Source organism: Pseudovibrio exalbescens (assembly GCF_028737195.1).
GTDB classification, from domain to species: domain Bacteria; phylum Pseudomonadota; class Alphaproteobacteria; order Rhizobiales; family Stappiaceae; genus Pseudovibrio; species Pseudovibrio zosterae.
In genome coordinates this window covers 669823-688779 of record NZ_JAQZAJ010000001.1, presented here as the reverse complement: position 1 = coordinate 688779, position 18957 = coordinate 669823, and the positions used below count along the sequence as shown (strand labels likewise).

At 56.9% G+C, this 18957-nt stretch carries 18 protein-coding genes; 9 read left to right on the top strand and 9 right to left on the bottom strand.

Features of this window, described 5'->3' with window-relative positions; genetic code table 11:
* Positions 1–2 precede the first annotated feature (2 nt).
* From PUV47_RS03280 to PUV47_RS03270, 3 genes are all read left to right on the top strand, one after another.
* Positions 3–1337 (top strand): PQQ-binding-like beta-propeller repeat protein, encoded by a 1335-nt coding sequence (locus PUV47_RS03280; protein WP_274217014.1) that lies wholly within the window; start codon positions 3–5, stop codon positions 1335–1337.
* A 34-nt stretch (positions 1338–1371) separates the two neighbouring features.
* The gene (der, locus tag PUV47_RS03275) at positions 1372–2790 is read left to right on the top strand and encodes a ribosome biogenesis GTPase Der (RefSeq protein WP_274217013.1); all 1419 of its coding nucleotides are present in this window, start codon (positions 1372–1374) and stop codon (positions 2788–2790) included.
* 118 nt (positions 2791–2908) lie between these two features.
* The gene (locus tag PUV47_RS03270) at positions 2909–3691 is read left to right on the top strand and encodes an inositol monophosphatase family protein (RefSeq protein ID WP_274217012.1); all 783 of its coding nucleotides are present in this window, start codon (positions 2909–2911) and stop codon (positions 3689–3691) included.
* A gap of 55 nt (positions 3692–3746) precedes the next feature.
* On the opposite strand, the gene PUV47_RS03265 is transcribed toward PUV47_RS03270, so the two are convergent.
* The 9 genes from PUV47_RS03265 to rpsF all read right to left on the bottom strand — a co-directional run bounded on the left by PUV47_RS03265 (position 3747) and on the right by rpsF (position 12650).
* On the bottom strand, positions 3747–4490 hold the full coding sequence (locus PUV47_RS03265) for an SDR family NAD(P)-dependent oxidoreductase (protein ID WP_274217011.1): 744 nt from the start codon (positions 4488–4490) through the stop codon (positions 3747–3749).
* Positions 4491–4496: 6 nt separating this feature from the next.
* On the bottom strand, positions 4497–5978 hold the full coding sequence (purF, locus tag PUV47_RS03260; protein ID WP_274217010.1) for an amidophosphoribosyltransferase: 1482 nt from the start codon (positions 5976–5978) through the stop codon (positions 4497–4499).
* 61 nt (positions 5979–6039) lie between these two features.
* Positions 6040–6663, bottom strand: a complete 624-nt coding sequence (locus tag PUV47_RS03255; protein ID WP_274217009.1) for a CvpA family protein — start codon at positions 6661–6663, stop codon at positions 6040–6042.
* A gap of 88 nt (positions 6664–6751) precedes the next feature.
* A complete protein-coding gene (radA, locus tag PUV47_RS03250; protein ID WP_274217008.1) occupies positions 6752–8146 on the bottom strand; it encodes a DNA repair protein RadA in 1395 nt (464 codons plus the stop codon).
* A gap of 4 nt (positions 8147–8150) precedes the next feature.
* Positions 8151–9305: an alanine racemase gene (gene alr, locus PUV47_RS03245; RefSeq protein ID WP_274217007.1), complete on the bottom strand. Its 1155-nt coding sequence runs from the start codon at positions 9303–9305 to the stop codon at positions 8151–8153.
* Between the two features lie 112 nt (positions 9306–9417).
* Entirely contained in the window at positions 9418–10905 is a 1488-nt protein-coding gene (locus PUV47_RS03240) for a replicative DNA helicase (protein WP_274217006.1), read from the bottom strand.
* Between the two features lie 339 nt (positions 10906–11244).
* Positions 11245–11850, bottom strand: coding sequence for a 50S ribosomal protein L9 (rplI, locus tag PUV47_RS03235; RefSeq protein WP_274217005.1), 606 nt, complete (start codon positions 11848–11850; stop codon positions 11245–11247).
* A gap of 146 nt (positions 11851–11996) precedes the next feature.
* Positions 11997–12236 (bottom strand): 30S ribosomal protein S18, encoded by a 240-nt coding sequence (gene rpsR, locus PUV47_RS03230; protein WP_274217004.1) that lies wholly within the window; start codon positions 12234–12236, stop codon positions 11997–11999.
* Between the two features lie 6 nt (positions 12237–12242).
* Positions 12243–12650 carry a 30S ribosomal protein S6 gene (gene rpsF, locus PUV47_RS03225; RefSeq protein ID WP_274217003.1) on the bottom strand — a complete coding sequence of 136 codons (408 nt, stop codon included), beginning with the start codon at positions 12648–12650 and terminating at the stop codon, positions 12243–12245.
* A gap of 408 nt (positions 12651–13058) precedes the next feature.
* On the opposite strand from rpsF, the gene fabD reads away from it, so the two are divergent.
* The 6 genes from fabD (at position 13059) to PUV47_RS03195 (ending at position 18951) form a co-directional block, all read left to right on the top strand.
* The gene (fabD, locus tag PUV47_RS03220) at positions 13059–14006 is read left to right on the top strand and encodes an ACP S-malonyltransferase (RefSeq protein WP_274217002.1); all 948 of its coding nucleotides are present in this window, start codon (positions 13059–13061) and stop codon (positions 14004–14006) included.
* 41 nt (positions 14007–14047) lie between these two features.
* On the top strand, positions 14048–14785 hold the full coding sequence (fabG, locus tag PUV47_RS03215; RefSeq protein WP_274217001.1) for a 3-oxoacyl-[acyl-carrier-protein] reductase: 738 nt from the start codon (positions 14048–14050) through the stop codon (positions 14783–14785).
* A gap of 281 nt (positions 14786–15066) precedes the next feature.
* On the top strand, positions 15067–15303 hold the full coding sequence (locus PUV47_RS03210; protein ID WP_274217000.1) for an acyl carrier protein: 237 nt from the start codon (positions 15067–15069) through the stop codon (positions 15301–15303).
* Between the two features lie 107 nt (positions 15304–15410).
* Positions 15411–16676, top strand: coding sequence for a beta-ketoacyl-ACP synthase II (gene fabF / locus PUV47_RS03205; protein WP_274216999.1), 1266 nt, complete (start codon positions 15411–15413; stop codon positions 16674–16676).
* A 79-nt stretch (positions 16677–16755) separates the two neighbouring features.
* Positions 16756–17931: an endolytic transglycosylase MltG gene (mltG, locus tag PUV47_RS03200; RefSeq protein WP_274216998.1), complete on the top strand. Its 1176-nt coding sequence runs from the start codon at positions 16756–16758 to the stop codon at positions 17929–17931.
* Between the two features lie 129 nt (positions 17932–18060).
* Positions 18061–18951: a YicC/YloC family endoribonuclease gene (locus tag PUV47_RS03195; RefSeq protein WP_274216997.1), complete on the top strand. Its 891-nt coding sequence runs from the start codon at positions 18061–18063 to the stop codon at positions 18949–18951.
* Positions 18952–18957 lie beyond the last annotated feature (6 nt).

Below are 18957 nucleotides of genomic sequence, written 5' to 3'. Positions count from 1 at the left end.
AAGTGATTGGATGCAACCGAAAGTCCTGGCGGGCAGTATGTGGAACCCTTGTTCTGGCAACCGCGTTGTCCGGATGCTCCGCACTGTCTGGTATGAACCCCTTCGGCGGTGACGATGACTTCCTGCCAGGTGACCGTCAGCCGCTTTACAGCTCCCAAACCATCAATGCTGAAAATGTCAGCGCGTCCATCGGTCCTGCAACCGGTGGCTCTGCGTGGCCCCAGCCAGCAGGTCCCGCCGACAACGATCCGGGCAACATTGCCGTGGACGTGAACGGCTCAGTGGCCTGGAACAAGTCCATCGGCAAGCCGCGCGGCGGCGGTTTCCTGAGCGTTGGTTCTCCGCCACGCAACGCGGCGCGCCCGGTCTCGGACGGCAGCCGCATCTACGTTTACAAGCAGGATGGCGATCTGGTCGCCCTGTCAATGAACGGTGGCTCGGCCTTTACCCGGTCGCTGCGCCCGGAAGGCGAGTCTGAAGTCGGTATTGGTGGCGGCGTCGCCCTCGACAACGGCAAGATCTTCGTCGCAACCGCTTACCGCCAGCTTCATGCGCTGGATGGTGCAGGGCAGATCCTTTGGACCAAGGACCTCGACATTCCTGTTCGCGGCGCACCAACCGCAGCCGGCGGGCAGGTGATCATCGTCACTCAGGAAAACGAGGTGATGGGCATCAGCCAGGAAGACGGTTCCCTGTCCTGGTCCTTTACCGGTATTTCTGAAAACGCTGGCCTGCTTGCATCCTCAAGTGCAGCAGTCTCCGGCAACACCGTTGTTGTGCCATTCTCTTCTGGTGAAGTGATGGCGCTGGACGTCAAGTCCGGCGAGCCGAAGTGGATTGACGCCGTGGCGCGTTCTTTCCGTACACGCGCGCTCTCTGGTCTTTCTGACGTTTCTGCAAGCCCGGTTATCCATGATGGCCGTGTGTTTGCAACATCCATTTCGGGCCGCACCATCGCGGTGTCATTGCGCGATGGCGAGCGCTTCTGGGAAGCTGACATCGGCAGCGTTCACACACCAGTTGCTTCTGGTAGCGCGCTCTTCATGATCGGTCTTGACGACAACCTGTACGCCCTCGATAACAAGAGCGGCCGCGTGCTTTGGGCAGCAGATCTTTCTGCTGGCGATGACGACGCTGGCAACTGGGCCGGACCAATTCTTGCCAATGGCAAGTTGATCGCCATGTCCAGCGAAGGCAATTTTGTACAGGTAGACGCGAAAACCGGTGCGGTACTCGCATCCAAGAAAACATCCGAAGACGTGTTCGTAACGCCGATCGTGGCCGGTGGCCGCATGATCGTTCTGAGCGGAGACGGTTCGGTTGCAGCGCTGAACTAAAGGGTTCAGCGCCAACTTATTTAGGAGAAATCGCGTGACTGCGACAGTCGCCATTATCGGCAGACCAAATGTCGGCAAGTCGACGCTCTTCAATCGACTGGTAGGCAAGCGCTTGGCGCTTGTCGATGATCAGCCCGGCGTGACCCGTGACCGACGGTCAGGGGATGCACGCTTGGGCGATTTGCGATTCAGGATCGTTGATACTGCAGGACTTGAAGAGGCTGAAGCCTCTAGCCTTGAAGGACGCATGCGTGCGCAGACCGAAGAAGCCATTCGGGAAGCGGACGTTGTGTTGTTCCTGATTGATGCCCGTGCGGGCCTGATGCCTTTGGACGAGCACTTCGCCAATCTTCTGCGCCGCAATCAGACCCCTGTGATCCTTGCTGCCAACAAGGCAGAGGGCAGGGCTGGTGAAGGCGGCTTTTATGAAGCCTTCGGTCTGGGTTTTGGTGAACCGGTCCCCATGTCCGCAGAGCACGGTGAAGGTCTTGCCGATCTTTATTCCGCGCTCCTGCCTTATGTTGAAGCGGTGGAGGAGCTGGAAGCAGCTGCTGACGCCGACGAAGCCCGCGCCAACGTCGATGTGATCGATGGCGAGGAGGAAGAGGAACAAGAGGAGATCGGCACCAAGGAGCGTCCGCTTCGCGTTGCCATCGTGGGCCGCCCGAACGCGGGCAAATCCACCATGATCAACCACATGCTGGGCGAGGACCGCCTTCTGACCGGTCCGGAGGCGGGGATCACCCGCGACTCCATCAGCGTGGATTGGACGTGGCAGGACCGTCACCTCAAGGTATTTGACACCGCCGGGATTCGCCGCAAGGCACGCGTTCAGGAGAAGCTGGAAAAGCTCTCCGTGGCCGATGCCCTGCGCGCAATCAAGTTCGCAGAGGTCGTTGTCGTCACGCTGGACGCCACCATTTCCTTTGAGAAGCAGGATCTGCAGATCATTGAGCTGTGTGCCCGCGAAGGCCGCGCCATTGTGATTGCAATCAACAAGTGGGACCTCATTGAGGACCGGGATGGCGCGTGGGATCATCTGAAAGATGCTCAAGAGCGCTACCTCAACCAGCTGCGCGGTGTTGAGATCGTCACCATGTCCGGCCAGACCGGGCAGGGCCTAGATCGGCTTATGAAGGCTGTGTTCCGTGCCTATGAGATGTGGAACCGCCGCGTCAGCACCTCAGCGCTGAACCGCTGGCTCGATGGGGTGTTGGTGCACCATCCGCCCCCAGCGGTCAGTGGGCGTCGTGTGCGCCTGCGCTATATGACACAAGCCAAGACGCGCCCACCACACTTTGTGGTGTTCTGCTCCCGCCCGGAGCAGCTGCCAGAAAGCTATACCCGCTATCTGGTCAATGGCATTCGCGAACGCTTTGACATCAAGGGCACGCCAGTGCGCCTGTCTTATCGCAAGGGTGACAACCCATACGCTTCCAAGAAGAGGCGTTAGTCACACACCTGTCGAAAAAGACGGGTAACCGAGCGGTTCAAATAACAAAGCCTGCCCTTGGGAGCTTTCTCCAAAAAAGGGCAGGCCTCTCCCTCCCACCGTTCTTCGATTGAGTACCATGTCTGACGAAAGATTTGAGTTTGCCAAAACGCTTGCCGAGCGGGCAGGCGCGTTTGCGCGCGAGCATTTTGATCGCTTTGAAAGCCTCACCATTGAAAGCAAAGGCCATCAGGACATGGTGTCCGAGGCCGACCGCGATACCGAAACATTGGTGCGCGATGCCATCATGGCGGCGTATCCGCAAGACGGTATTCTTGGCGAGGAGCACGGCCGCGTCGAAGGCTCCAGCGGCTATCTTTGGATCATTGATCCAATTGATGGCACCGCCAACTTCGTTACAGGCATTCCCCAGTGGTGCGTCATCATTGCGTGTCTGAAGGACAACGAAAAGCACTTCGGCGTCATCTATGATCCCGTTTCTGGTGAAATGTTCACCGCCCTCAAGGGCGAAGGCACCAAGGTAAATGGGCGACCTGCGCAGATTTCTCAAAGCGCGGGCCTTCATGAAGGTTCAGTGGGTCTGGGGCACAGTTCCAAGTCCGACAAGGACAAGACCTTGAAGGTTACGGATCTCATTCTGTCTTCCGGCGGCATGTTCTTTCGAAATGCCTCTGGCGGCTTGATGCTGGCCTACACGGCAACTGGTCGATTGACCGGTTACATCGAGGAAGAAATGAACGTGTGGGACTGTGTGGCAGGTCTTTTGATGATCGAAGAGGCGGGCGGGTTGGTCCAGCCGTTCGATATGGAACGCGCGTTGACTGACAGGTGCCGTGTCGTTGCAGGCGGCCCGCAGGTCTACAAGGCGCTTCAGGAGATCTCTGAGGAGGTTTTCGGGTAAATCTGATCCCAATGTAGCCGAAAATGAAAACGGGCCTCAGGGGCCCGTTTTGCGTTTAAGAGGCGATTTGCTGAAACTCTCGGAGTTCCCCTGACGGGTGGTCGTAGTAAAGACCATTGGCTTCACTGTCCGGAGAGGAGAACTTCAAGATGGGCGCCGCCAGTTCCGCTGGATGCGGCAGCGTTTCAGGATCTTCACCCGGCATGGCCAGTGCGCGCATGGCAGTGCGCATCGGTCCAGGGTTCACCAGCATGGTGTGAATAGGCGTCTTGCGGGTCTCGTTCACATAGGTGCGTGCCATGGCTTCAAGCGCGGCCTTGGACATGTTGTAAGGGCCCCAATAGGCCTTGCACTTGTGAGGAGAGCTGGAGGTGATGAAAACCGCACGGCCCGCATCAGACAGACGCAACAGCGGATCAAGTGAGCGCAGCAAACGCCAGTTTGCAGTCACATTCAGCGCCATGACTTGATCGAACTTCTTGGGGTCCACATGGCCGAGCGGCGAAGTTGGGCCCAAAACGCCCGCATTCGCTACCATGATGTCCAGCTTTTTCCAGCGTTCATAAATGGCGCCGCCCAACCGGTCGAGGCCGTCATAGTCGGTCATGTCCAGTGGGACGAGGGTCGCAGACCCACCCGCTGCCTTGATGTCGTCGTCCAGTTCTTCAAGGCCACCCACTGTACGTGCCACAGCAATCACGTGGGCACCCTGTGCGGCCAATTCCTTGGCAGCAAAGTAGCCAATTCCGCGGGAAGCGCCGGTTACAACAGCGACGCGTCCCTCAAGTGCTTTCGTCATAATCTATCAACCAACTTCCACCAGGCGTGGTGCCGCCCGGTTATCGTCGTCATTAATCAGGTCGGTCAATGGCGTCGGATAGTCGCCAGTAAAGCAGTGATCGGTAAACTGCGGGGCGTCGTTGTTGCGCCCTTCTTCATAGCCCATGGCTTTGTAAACGCCGTCTACGGACAGGAAGTGCAGGCTGTCTGCGCCAATGTAGTTCTTCATGCCCGCAAGGTCGTATTTTGCTGCCAGCAGCTTCTCGCGCACCGGCGTATCAATGCCGTAGTAGTCGGAATACTTGATCGGCGGAGATGCCAGACAGAAGTGAACTTCACTCGCACCCGCGTCGCGGATCATTTGCACGATCTTCAAAGAAGTCGTGCCGCGAACAAGACTGTCATCCACCAAGACAACGCGCTTGCCTTTGATCTGGGCCTGGTTTGCCGAGTGCTTCAGCTTGACGCCGAGCGTCCGGATCTGTTGCGTTGGCTCGATGAAGGTCCGCCCAACATAGTGGTTGCGGATGATGCCAAGCTCAAACGGAATGCCTGATTCCTGAGAATAGCCCAGAGCGGCCGGAACGCCGGAATCCGGCACCGGCACAATTACGTCCGCCTCGATCTGGCTCTCAAGTGCCAACTGACGGCCGAACTGCTTGCGCACATCATAGACGCTGTGGCCACCCAGAATGGAATCGGGGCGGGAGAAATAGATGTATTCGAAGATGCACGGGCGAGCAGGGCGCTTGCCAAACGGGAAGTAGCTTTCCATGCCGCCTGGCGTACAGACGATCACTTCGCCGTTCTCAACTTCGCGGATGAACTTGGCACCGATGATGTCGAGCGCACAGGTCTCAGATGCAAAGATTGGCGCCCCATTGAGGTCACCCAGCACCAGCGGACGAATACCAAACGGATCACGGGCACCAATCAGCTTCTTGCGGGTCAGCGCGACCAGAGAGAAAGCGCCTTCCATCTGGGTGATGGCTTCAATGAAGCGGTCCACGATCTTGGTTTGACGGCTGCGTGCCACCAGCTGCAACACCACTTCGGAGTCGGAGGTCGACTGACAGATCGCGCCATCTTTGATGAGCTGGCGGCGAAGCGTCATTGCATTTGTGAAGTTGCCGTTGTGACAAACCGCGATCCCGCCGCCGTCCAGCTCCGCAAACAGCGGCTGGACGTTGCGCAGCACCGGCGCACCTGTCGTGGAATAGCGCACGTGTCCAACGGAGTAAGAGCCCTTCAGGTGCTCCATGATTTCCGGCTTGGAGAAGGAATCGCCTACAAGTCCAAGGTGACGCTCGGAGCGGAACTGCTCGCCGTCATAGGTCACGATGCCTGCTGCTTCCTGTCCGCGGTGCTGCAGGGCGTGGAGGCCCAGTGCGGTCAGTGCGGCAGCATCCTCATGGCCCAGAATACCGAAAACACCGCATTCTTCATGAAGCGTGTCGCCATCAAGGTCTTCCTGAGTCAAAGCGACAGAATTATCCGCGCCGTTCATGGCGTTGGCTCCTTGTTCTTTTTTATGACCAGTCCCAGCGACATCCCGAAAGATCGGGAGATCAATTGCGCGAGGTGCCTGTTTCACTCAGCTGATCCAAGCTGCGACGCTCGGAGGAAGAATAGGTCGGCTCTTCCGCTTCAGCTGCCGAATTGGTGCCTGCTTCAGGTGCAGACTTGCGGATCTGATCCATTATGGCTTGTTCCGGGTCTTCAGGCAAAACGGCGACAAGGCTTGCACCGGTGGTCACGAGCAGGTGGCGGGACTTGGCGTTCATGACCCATTGTGGCTGTTGCTGCTCTGGAACGAACCAGTTGAAGAACAACATTGCGACAACGACGATCAAAAAGCCGCGTGCTGCGCCGAACACGAAACCAAGTGTGCGATCCAGTGCCCCGATCCGGCTGTCCAGAACGAAATCTGAGATCCGCATTGTTATATAGCTAACAATAAACAGCGTCAGCAGAAAAACGACACCGATGGCGACGACGGTCGCGACGGTGCCATTTGAAATGTAATCGGCCAGAAAAGGTGTGACGGGCTTGTAAAAGTAGTAGGCGGTAACTGCAGCCGCGATCCAGGACGCGATTGAAAGCACTTCCCGAACAAATCCGCGGATCATCGCCAGAATGGCCGACAAGAACATGATGACGAGCAAAATGCCATCGAGTAGTGTGATCGGCATGGATCGACACAGCCCCTTCGTTTGTAGAAGGCCCCGATACTCACTGGGGCCCTTCAAGAACCAAAATTAGAACGCAAACAGGTGCACATCATGTGCTTTCTGCCGCTGGTGCCTTAGAGGCAACAGCTGCAACCAATTCCCCCAGTTCCTCTAGGCCTCGGACCTGTCCCAAGCCTTGAGAGCCATCCTTAAGGTTGGCATTTGGTACCACCGCCGCACCAAAGCCCAACTTTTGGGCTTCCTTGAGGCGCGAGCCAGCTTGCGCCACCGGACGAATGGCACCCGACAAACTTACTTCGCCGAAATAGACGCATTCGAGCGGAAGGGCAACCCCACTCAAGGAAGAGATCAGCGCAGCAGCCACAGCCAAGTCTGCCCCCGGCTCGTTGATGCGCAAACCTCCCGCTACGTTCAGGTAAACATCGTGTTGTGAGAACCGCACCCCGCACCGTGCCTCAAGCACGGCGAGGATCATGGAAAGGCGCGCTGAGTCCCAACCGATGACCGCACGGCGCGGCGTGCCCAGCGGTGAGGGTGCCACGAGCGCCTGTATCTCCACCAGCAGGGGCCGTGTGCCCTCCAGACCGGCAAAAACCGCCGCTCCCGGACTGGTGGCATTCCGTTCACCAAGAAACAAGGCGGACGGGTTGGCCACTTCCGTCAGGCCAGCGTGCTGCATCTCAAAGACGCCGATTTCATCGGTCGCGCCAAAGCGGTTCTTTACTGAGCGCAGGATGCGATATTGGTGAGCGCCATCGCCCTCAAAGTACAGCACCGCGTCGACCATGTGTTCCACCACGCGCGGGCCGGCGATCTGACCATCCTTCGTCACGTGGCCCACGATAACCACACAGGTGCCGGTCTTCTTGGCATAGCGCACCATGGCCTGTGCGCAGGCGCGAACCTGAGTGACCGTGCCGGGCGGCGAATCCACCTTGTCGGTCCAAAGCGTCTGAATACTGTCGATGATGACCAGTGCCGGGCGCTCGATGGATTGCAGCGTTGCCAGAATGTCTTCGACACTGGTTTCTGCGGCGAGCTTTACAGGCGACTTGGAAAGACCAAGGCGTTCCGAACGCAGACGCACCTGATCAACGGCTTCCTCGCCGGAGATGTAGACAACGCTGTGGCCCTGGTTCGCCAGCACAGCGCTGGCCTGAATCAGCAGCGTGGACTTGCCGATCCCCGGATCGCCGCCCACAAGCAGCGCGGACCCTTTCACAAAGCCGCCGCCAGTAACCCGGTCCAGCTCCGCAACACCGGTAATGATGCGCGGTGCCTCTTTGATCTTGCCGGACAGCCCTACCAACTCCAGAACCCGGCCACTCGACCGCGTGCTGCGTCCGGGGCCACCTCCGATGCCTGAATCGCTGCGCTCTTCCTGAATGGTGTTCCACTCACCACAGGATTCGCAGCGGCCCACCCATTTGGTGGTCACTGCGCCGCATGATTGGCAGACAAAGGCGCTGGAGCGTTTAGCCATGTGTTTACGTGTCTTCCTCGTCCTGAACGGAGCCTATGTAGGTGCGCTTATAGCGCGCACCAAGACCCGTTAACAGTTCATAGGAGATCGTGTGAGCGCTCTCAGCCACCTCATCAACGGAAATTGTTGGCCCCATCAGTTCAACCCAGGTGCCTCGTTGCACCATATTGGCGGGCAGGTCGGTTACATCCAGCGCGATCATGTCCATGGAGACTCGGCCAAACAGCGGAACACGGGCGCCGTTCACACTCGCATAGGAGCCATCTTGCCCGTCCGTTGAGCCGATCAGTCTGTGCATGCCGTCCGCATAGCCCACGTTGACGGTCGCAATGCGCGTCGGTCGCTTTGTCGTGCGGGCTGCGCCGTAGCCCACGGTTTCGCCCGGGGGAACATGACGCAGGTGAATCACCTCCGCTTCAACACGGGCCACGCATGCCATCGGATTATGTCGGGTTGGAATCGGATTGCCGCCATAAAGAGCGATTCCCGGCCGGGCCAGTTCAAAGTGATAGTCTTCGCCCAAAAAGATACCCGAGGAATTGCTCAAGGATCTCGGAATTCCGGGAAACAGATCTGCCGCGCTGCGAAACGCTTCCAGTTGGGCCTGATTCTTCGGATGAGTCGCGTCATCGCCGCAAGAAAGGTGACTTACAACAAGACAAAGCTTGAACTTGCTCAAGGTCTCTTCATCGCGGGAAAGATCACGGGCTTCAGCGTGTGTAAGGCCCAACCGATTCATGCCCGTATCAACGTGAACAGCGGCGGGCAGGGGCGTTCCCTGACTTTCGCAAAACTGCGCCCACTCGGCAATTTCGTCGGGGTGTCCCAAGACTGGTCGCAGAGACGATTCTGCATAAAAGTGGCCCCGGTCGGAGTAGGCTCCGCCCAGCACGTAGATTGTGCCCTGAGGCGCTGCGGCCCGGACAAGGCGGCCCTCTTCGGGCGTTGCCACAAAGAAAGTCCGAGCCCCCGAGGCATAGAGTGCTTTGACAGCTTCCTCCGCGCCGAGGCCATAAGCGTTTGCCTTCACGACAGCCGCGCATTCACACCCATTGCCGGTGCGCTCATTGAGCTGGCGCCAGTTCTTTTGCAGGGCCGTCAGGTCAATGATCAGCCGTCCTGCACAGGACACCTCCTGTGAATCGCTTTGGTAGGGCACGGAAACCTCAGTCTTTCTTGATGCTAACCCACCTTAAGAGCCAATTGAGCAAACAAAAAGCCCGGTTACCGTTGCCAGTAACCGGGCTGTGAATGTTTTGCACCGCTTGGGCTTACTCCATCATGCGTTCTGGCATGTGTTCGCCATCGGCCAGATCGGAGAAGCGGGTGTACTCGCCCTGGAACTGCAGATCCACAATACCTGTCGGACCGTGACGCTGTTTGGCGATGATTACTTCTGCCTTGCCGCGCACCCGTTCCATCTCGGCACTCCATGCCTCGTATTCCGGGGTGCCTTCCGGCGGCTCCTTCTTACCCATGTAGTATTCTTCGCGGTACACGAAAAGAATCACGTCCGCATCCTGCTCAATCGACCCGGATTCGCGAAGGTCAGACATCTGCGGGCGTTTGTCGTCACGCGATTCTACCTGACGGGAGAGCTGGGACAGGGCGATGATCGGCACCTGAAGCTCCTTCGCCAGAGCCTTGAGGCCCGTGGTGATCTCGGTGATTTCCTGCACGCGGTTGCCAGAGTTCTTGGAGGAACCGGTGATCAGCTGGATATAGTCGACCACGATCATGTCGAGGCCTTTTTGGCGCTTCAAGCGACGCGCCTTGGACACCAGCGATGCGATCGAGATACCACCTGTCTGGTCTACATGGAGCGGGACATGCTGCATGTGCTGAGTCGCCGCCACCAGCTTCTCAAAGTCTGCCTCGTTGATGTCGCCGCGGCGAATCTTGGAGGAGGAGATCTCGGTCTGCTCCGAGATGATACGAGTCGCCAGCTGTTCGGCGCTCATTTCCAGCGAGAAAAAGCCCACAACACCGCCATTTACGGTCTTTCTGGAGCCATCTGGCTGCTCTTCTGCCGCGTAGGACTGGGCAATGTTATAGGCGATGTTGGTAGCCAGCGAGGTCTTACCCATCGCAGGACGTCCCGCCAGAACAATCAAGTCTGAGGACTGCAAACCGCCCATAAGCTTGTCCAGGTCGCGCAAGCCCGTGGAGATACCAGACAGAGAGCCTTCACGGTTGAAGGCCGCAGCCGCCATCTCGATGGTTTCTGTCAGCGCGGTCCCGAAGTCCTGAAAACCACCATCAGAACGGCCGGTTTCCGCCAGTTCGAACAGGCGACGTTCCGCGTCGTCGATCTGGGCGTTCGGGCCCTTTTCGATCGGCGCGTCATACGCCAGATTGACCATGTCTTCGCCGATTCGGATCAGATTCCGCCGAACCGCCAGATCATAGATGGTCTGACCGTAGTCTTCTGCGCTGATCACGGAAGCCGCGTCCGCTGCGAGTCGCAAAAGGTACTGCGCTGCAGGCATGTCGGCGATCTTCTCGTCAGCCGGGAAGAAAGTCTTCAGTGTAATAGGGGAGGCAATCTTGCCTGCCCGGATAAGTGCGCCACACTTTTCGTAGATATCCCTGTGCGGAGCCAGAAAGAAGTGCTGTGGCTCCAGGAATTCTGAGACTCGATAATATGTCTCGTTATTGACAAGGATTGCACCCAGAAGCTGACGCTCTGCCTCTGAGTTGTGCGGTACTACGCGCGCCGTCTCACTTGCCGTTTCTAGTTTTTGAACTTTACCGTTCATTACGCCCCTCGTGCCTCTTGGCACTCTGACTACCCTTTTGCCGGGTATTGGGAAAGGGTGCTCAGCGGATCTAAAAACAGTTCTTTTTTTTCACCAGATCAACGGGGAAAATTGCTGGTTGCTGATTGACAGTGAAGCCAATATTACGCTGCGTCACTACTTTGAATTATATGTAAGTAATTCAAGAAAGTTACTATGAACGCTTTGAAATATAGAGGTTATTTAGAAGAGTTATAGAACGGTTCTGTGTCAACTTGAAAATTTTAGTGAAAATTAAGAAAAAAGGGCGCGCCTCATATTGAAGCGCGCCCTTCTTGGAAAGATATAGCTCAAATAAGCTTATTTTTCTTCTTCTGTTGCTTCAGATTCAGCTTCTACTTCTTCAGTTTCAGCTTCTTCAGATTCGCCTTCTTCGCCTTCAGCTTCTTCTTCTTCGAACTCGAAAGCCTCGTCATCACGAGTAGTCAAATCTTCGCCGGCTTCCTGTCGAACAGCTTCATCTTCAGAGCGTGCAACATTAATGGAAACGCCAACCTCAACTTCAGGGTGAAGTACGATGATAACGTCATGGATGCCGATGGTCTTGATCGGTGCCTTCAGGGAAACCTGAGAGCGAGAAACGGTGAAGCCACCGTCGTCAAGAATCGTTGCAATGTCGCGAGCTGCCACAGAACCGTACAGCTGACCGGTTTCACCGGCAGAGCGGATAGCAACGAAAGACTTGCCTGCGAGCTTTTCGCCGACTGCTTCTGCTTCCTGCTTGCGCTCAAGGTTACGAGCTTCAAGCTGTGCGCGTTCGCGTTCGAAGCGCTCGAGGTTTGCCTTGTTAGCGCGCAGTGCCTTGCCCTGTGGCAGAAGGAAGTTACGTGCGTAACCGTCGCGTACACGAACAGTGTCGCCCATCTGGCCCAGTTTGGCCACACGCTCAAGAAGGATAACGTCCATTTTGGAATCTCCAGATCCGTCTGTCCTGCATGTGTCATGCAGTTAGAGATTGGACTTTAATGACTGCCCGCCAATCTCAATCGGGTTTTTGGTGCTGGATGCACCGGCAGATAGGAAAGGGAGCCCTGAGGCTCCCTGACCGAAACTTACTTGATCACGAATGGCAGCAGGCCGAGGAAGCGTGCGCGCTTGATGGCCTTGGCCAGTTCACGCTGCTTCTTTGCAGATACTGCGGTGATACGGGAAGGAACAATCTTGCCGCGCTCAGAAATGTAGCGCTGCAGCAAACGAATGTCCTTGTAGTCGATCTTTGGAGCGTTTGCGCCAGAGAACGGGCAGGACTTGCGGCGACGGAAGAATGGACGGCGTGCAGTTTGTGCTGACATGATCTGTTACTCCGCTGCTGCTTCGTTACGACGAGGGCCGCGGTCACGGCCACCTGCTGCGCCGCGCTCACCGCGACGACGGTCGTCACGATCGCGCTTCTGCATCATTGCAGACTGTTCTTCGTCAAGTTCTTCAACCTTGATGGTCATGAAACGAAGAATGTCTTCGTTCAGGCCCATCTGACGTTCCATTTCGGCAACTGCCTTGTGTGGAGCATCCAGGTTCATAAGGATGTAGTGAGCCTTACGGTTCTTGTTGATGCGATAGGTCAGGGTGCGCAGACCCCAATTCTCGATCTTGCCGACCTTGCCTTCGTTACCTTCGATCACAGCCTTGAACTGCTCAACGAGGGCTTCAACCTGCTGGGTAGAAATGTCCTGACGAGCCAGGAACACGTGCTCATAGAGCGCCATGCGTATAGCCTTTCTGGTTTGGTTTCATCCGGTCGCGGCGCAAAGCCTCCTCGAGGGCCTTTCAGAAAGGCATAGCGAAGAATTCTTCAAGAGCGGGAACACGGGGAAGACGGAGTTCTTTCGATTCCTACAGCAAATCGCTTTGCTGCCTTCCTTTCAGCCCCCGGCCAGCTTCCGGAAACGAGGTGCTCTTTAAAGTGTTTACGCGCGGATGACAAGCGGATCTGTTCAAAAAAGCCTTTTTTCCGCACCAAGACTTGACAGAAACGGCCGTTCGCGGCTCATGTCAGCCGAAATGACCGGATTTTGCTGTGAATTTGACCATAAAGCCGTCGCAATCTGCAGTTTAATTGCCGGCCAATTCACGCATAAGAACACATCTCATAAGAGTAAATGGAGCAGGTTCCAATGAGCATCGCATTCACATTTCCCGGACAGGGCAGTCAAGCTGTCGGAATGGGCCAGGAATTGGCCAACGCATTCCCGGAGGCAAAGGCCGTGTTCGATGAAGTGGATGCCGCCCTTGGGCAGAAGCTCTCTTCTATTATGTGGGAAGGTCCAGCTGACGAGCTGACCCTGACGGCAAACACGCAGCCAGCATTGATGGCCGTAAGCCTTGCCACCATGCGCGTTCTGGAATCAAAGGGCGTGGATCTGGCACAGGCCGCCAAGTTCGTTGCAGGGCACTCACTGGGTGAATACTCCGCTTTGGCGGCGGCTGGTTCCCTCAGCATTTCTGATGCAGCGCGTCTCCTGCGCATCCGCGGTGATGCCATGCAAAAGGCTGTGCCGGTGGGTGAGGGTGCCATGGCAGCGCTGCTCGGTCTGGACTTTGAACAGGCCATGGAAGTCGCGGCTGAGGCCGCTCAGGGCGAAGTTTGTCAGGCTGCAAACGACAATGCCAATGGGCAGGTTGTTGTGTCCGGCCACAAGGCAGCCGTAGAGCGCGCCTGTGAAATTGCCAAGGGCAAAGGCGCAAAGCGCGCCGTACTTCTGCCGGTATCCGCGCCGTTCCATTGCGCCTTGATGCAGCCTGCTGCGGACGCCATGGCGGAAGCGCTGGCAAATGTAGAAATCAAGGCACCTGTCGTGCCTGTCGTGGCCAACGTTCTGGCCCAGCCGATCTCTGACCCTGCTGACATTCGCGCGCGTCTTGTTGAGCAGGTCACCGGCACCGTTCGTTGGCGTGAGTCTGTCACCTGGATGGCAGAAAACGGCATTGAGACATTCGTGGAAATTGGCACTGGCAAGGTGCTGACGGGTATGGTGAAGCGCATCGTGAAGTCTGCAGAAGGTGTTGCAGTCAACACCGCAGAAGACATTGATGCTCTGGTGGCGCGTCTTTCCGCCAACTAAGCCCGCTCTTGAAAGTAGATTCAGCCGAGGAGAATACGGCAATGTTTGATTTGACTGGAAAGTCCGCACTGGTCACCGGCGCAACAGGTGGCATTGGTGCTGAAATCGCCCGCGCCCTTCACAAGCAAGGCGCAACAGTCACCCTGTCCGGAACCCGTGTAGAGCGCCTCGAAGCGCTGGCCGCAGAGCTGGGAGACCGCGTTCACATGCAGGCTGCCAACCTGTCCGATCGAGGCAGCGTGGCCGAGCTGGTTCCAGCTGCAGAAGAAAAGATGGGCGGTCTCGATATCCTGGTAAACAATGCAGGCATCACCCGCGACAACATCTTCATGCGCATGAAGGATGACGAGTGGGATCAGGTGCTGGAAGTTAACCTTACCTCCACATTCCACATCTGCCGTGCCGCGATTAAGGGCATGATGAAGCGCCGTTCCGGCCGCATTATCGGCATCACCTCCGTGGTTGGTGTAACCGGCAATCCGGGTCAGGTGAACTACTCCGCGGCAAAGGCGGGCATGATTGGCATGTCCAAGTCCCTTGCACGTGAGGTCGCCAGTCGCAATATAACGGTGAACACCATCGCACCGGGTTTCATCAAATCCGCGATGACGGATGAGTTGAACGACAAGCAGCGCGATTCGATCCTCGCCTCCGTTCCAGCAGGTCGTTTGGGCGGTGCTGAAGAGATCGCAGCAGCAGCTGTTTACTTGGCAAGTAATGAGGCCGCATACGTAACGGGACAGACCGTGCACGTGAACGGTGGCATGGCAATGATCTAATGGTTTCAACTAGGTAGTTGAACCGCTGTAAAACGGGGAAATGAAAGGGTTTGGCGGCTGGTAATACTTTATAAAGTATGCTAGGACGCCGCCGATCAGATTCAACCTCTGAAGAGTGAGGCGTAGTGTCAGCTGCGGTTTCCTTGGGAAGGGCCCACCGTTGTTCAGGTAGAGGCTTTTCAAAGGGCCAAGAGTGTGCCACACGATCCCTACGAAAAAACCATGTATGGTCCGTTTGTCGGGCTATCAGGCATCACCTTGAAAACAATTGAGGACTTAAAATGAGCAACGTTGCTGAACAGGTAAAGAAGATCGTTGTTGAGCATCTTGGCGTAGAAGCCGACAAGGTCACTGAAGCTGCAAGCTTCATCGACGACCTGGGCGCGGACAGCCTTGACACTGTTGAGCTGGTAATGGCTTTCGAAGAAGCTTTCGGCGTTGAAATTCCAGATGACGCTGCAGAAACCATCCAGACCGTTGGTGACGCAGTTAAGTTCATCGAATCCAAGGCTAGCTAATAGCTAAGCCCTGAAATTATGGAACAGCGGTAGGTGTCTCACCTGCCGCGTCCTTTTATGATTCAGGCGCGTCCGCCTGAAACAGCTTTCCAAAAAAGTGCAGGATTATGCGGCGAGTCGTTATAACAGGTATTGGTATGGTCAGCCCGCTTGGTTGCGGTGCTGAAGTTTCTTGGCAGCGAATTCTGGAAGGCCAGAGCGGTGCTCGTCAGGTCGAAAACTTCGAAACTGATGACTTGCAGACCAAAATTGCCTGCCAGATCCCACGTGGAGATGGAAGCGACGGGACCTATAACCCTGACGACTGGATGGCGCCTAAGGAACAGCGCAAGGTAGACGAGTTCATCGTATATGCCATTGCCGCTGCAGATCAGGCCCTGACAGATGCAAATTGGAAGCCTGAAACCGAAGAAGATCAGAACCGCTCTGGCGTGTTGATCGGCTCCGGTATTGGTGGCTTCCAGGGTATTGCCGACACAGCCATCCTCCTGAAGGAAAAAGGCCCGCGTCGCGTTAGCCCATTCTTTATTCCGGGCCGGTTGATCAACTTGGCCAGCGGTTACGTTTCCATCCAGCACAAGCTGAAAGGCCCGAACCACTCTGTGGTCACAGCCTGTTCCACCGGTGCGCACGCCATTGGCGATGCAGCCCGTCTTGTTGCGCTGGGTGATGCAGATGTGATGGTCGCAGGCGGGACTGAGTCCCCAATCTGCCGCCTTGGCATCTCAGGCTTCAACGCCTGTCGTGCTCTGTCTACCGGCTTCAACGATCAGCCTGAAAAGGCTTCCCGTCCCTACGACAAGGACCGTGATGGCTTCGTCATGGGTGAGGGGGCCGGTGTTGTCGTGATTGAAGATTACGAGCACGCAAAAGCACGCGGCGCCAAGATCTACGCTGAAATCGTCGGTTACGGCCTGTCCGGCGACGCTTACCACATTACCGCACCTTCCTCTGATGGTGACGGCGGCTACCGCTGCATGGAAGCAGCTTTGAAGCGCGCTGGCATGACCATGGAAGATGTGGACTACATCAATGCTCACGGCACCTCCACACCACTAGGTGATGAGATCGAGCTTGGCGCAGTTAGCCGCCTTGCGGGTGAACATGCCAAGGGCCTGACCATGTCTTCAACCAAGTCCAGCGTTGGTCACCTGTTGGGTGCTGCTGGTGCGGTCGAAGCGATCTTCTCCGTTCTGGCGATCCGCGATGGCATTGCACCGCCAACCATCAACTTGGACAACCCGTCCGTTGAAACGGATATCGATCTTGTGCCGAACAAGGCCAAGAAGATGGAGATCAACGTGGCTCTTTCCAACTCCTTCGGGTTCGGTGGCACCAATGCGTCACTGGTCTTCAAGAAGGTTGAGGCATAATTCCATTTTTCTGGGTTGATTATTTGGGGCCAGAGGCCGCAGACTGCGGTTTCTGGCTTCCTTGCTTTGAGGAACACGAATGGCAAATACGCCCGGATCATCTGAACATCCTGAGACCGAAGACGCCAACGGCGGCTCGCAGCAGCGTGTGAACCCACGCAGCCCTCGTCAGGCCATTCAGCCGGATAAGGCCCCGCCACCACCAACGCGCTCCCGCCATGCGCGTAACCCACTGGTGATGGTCATTAATTTTCTGCTCACGCTGGCCGTTCTCGGCATTCTTGGCGCCGGTGCATTGGTGTACTGGGGCAAGGGCGAGTTTGAAGGCGCCGGACCGCTGAGCGAAACCACCTCCGTCATCATTCCAAAGGGAGCCAGCCTTGGCTCCATTGCAGATCGCCTTCATGAAGCAGGTGTAATCGAAGACACGCTTGTGTTTGAAGCTGGCACCCGGTTCTACAAGAATCAGAACCGTATGAAGGCCGGTGAGTATGCTTTCGCCCCGGGCGTCAGCATGCATACCGTCATGGAAGATCTGGTTGAGGGCAATGCGGTCTTCCATACCGTGACCTTCCCGGAGGGGTGGACCAGTTGGCAGATCATCAACCGTTTGAACGCGGATCCGATCCTGGTTGGTGACATCACCGAAATACCGGCGGAAGGCAGTCTTTTGCCTGAGACCTATTCCTTCACCCGCGGCACCACCCGTCAGAAGATCATCGACGAGATGAAAGAGGGCATGCAGCGGGCGATTACACAGGCATGGGAACGGCGCGCGCAAGACTTGCCAATCGAGTCCCCCGAGGAACTGGTAACGCTGGCCTCCATCGTCGAGAAGGAAACCAGCAAGGCCGATGAGCGTTCTCGTGTGGCCGGTGTGTTCGTCAACCGCCTGCGCAAGGGGATGCCGCTTCAGTCCGATCCGACCATCCTTTATGGCCTTTTCGGCGGTGAAGCCTGGACCAAGGACCGTTCTGCGATTACCCGGTCCCAGCTGCGGCAGCAGAACCCTTACAACACCTACCAGATCAACGCACTGCCTCCGGGGCCAATCGGCAATCCGGGCAAGGCAGCACTGGAGGCGACCTCCAATCCATCCCGCACCAACGATCTGTACTTCGTTGCGGATGGCACTGGCGGCCATGCCTTTGCTGAGACCTACAAGCAGCATCAGCGCAACGTTGCAGAGTGGCGCAAGATCGAGCGCGAAATTCGCGCGCGTCAGGCAGAGCAGCAACAGTCTGAAGGCGAGTGATCCCGGTGCCTGCGCACAGGTGTATATAGATCGAAAGGCCGCACGTCAGTTCCATAGGCGTGCGGCCTTCTTTGTTCTAAGGTGGCCGGACACCCGCTGTGTCTGCCAAAGATTAAGGAAGTACATGCCATGACCCTGGCAAGCATGACTGGCTTTTCCCGCGAAGAGGGGACGCTCGACAACATCCGCTGGACGTGGGAACTGCGCTCTGTAAATGGCAAGGGGCTGGATATGCGCCTGCGCATCCCGCAGGGCTATGATGCGCTCGAAGCGACGGTTCGCGGGCTCGCCTCCAAACGTCTCAAGCGCGGCAACGTCTCCATCAATCTTCAGGTTCAGCGCGAACAGAACACAACAACGCTTGCAGTAAACGAACAGGCGTTGGAGCAGGTGCTTCAGGCCCTTGCGGTTCTTCAACGCCGCCTGCCAGATGCCGCCGCACCCAATCTCGATGGCATCCTCGCCCACAAGGGTGTGTTGGAGCTTCAGGAAGCAGAAGAGACCGAAGACCAGAAGGCCGCCATCCTCAAGGCGCTGGAAGACAGCTTCAAGATCGCACTCGACAATCTCGTCGTGATGCGCGAGCGCGAAGGCGAAAGCCTCAACGAATTGCTCAGCGGTCAGGCCGCCGAAATTTTGCGCCTTACCGAGGAAGCTGAGGGCCTGCCATCTCGACAGGCCGATGCCATCAAGGAGCGCATCGCCGCACAGGTCGCCCAGCTCATGGAAGCAAACAACACGCTGGAGCCCCAGCGGCTCCATCAGGAAGCTGTGCTTCTTGCAACCAAAGCAGACATCCGCGAGGAGCTGGATCGCCTCTACGCCCACGTCAACGCCTTGAGGGACCTCATTAGCACGGGCGGGGCCGTTGGACGGCGTATGGATTTTCTGGCTCAGGAGTTCAACCGCGAGGCCAACACCTTGTGTTCCAAGTCAAACAGCGTGGAACTCACAGCCATCGGTCTTCAACTCAAGACCGTGATTGACCAGATGCGTGAGCAGATCCAGAACGTAGAATAGAAACCA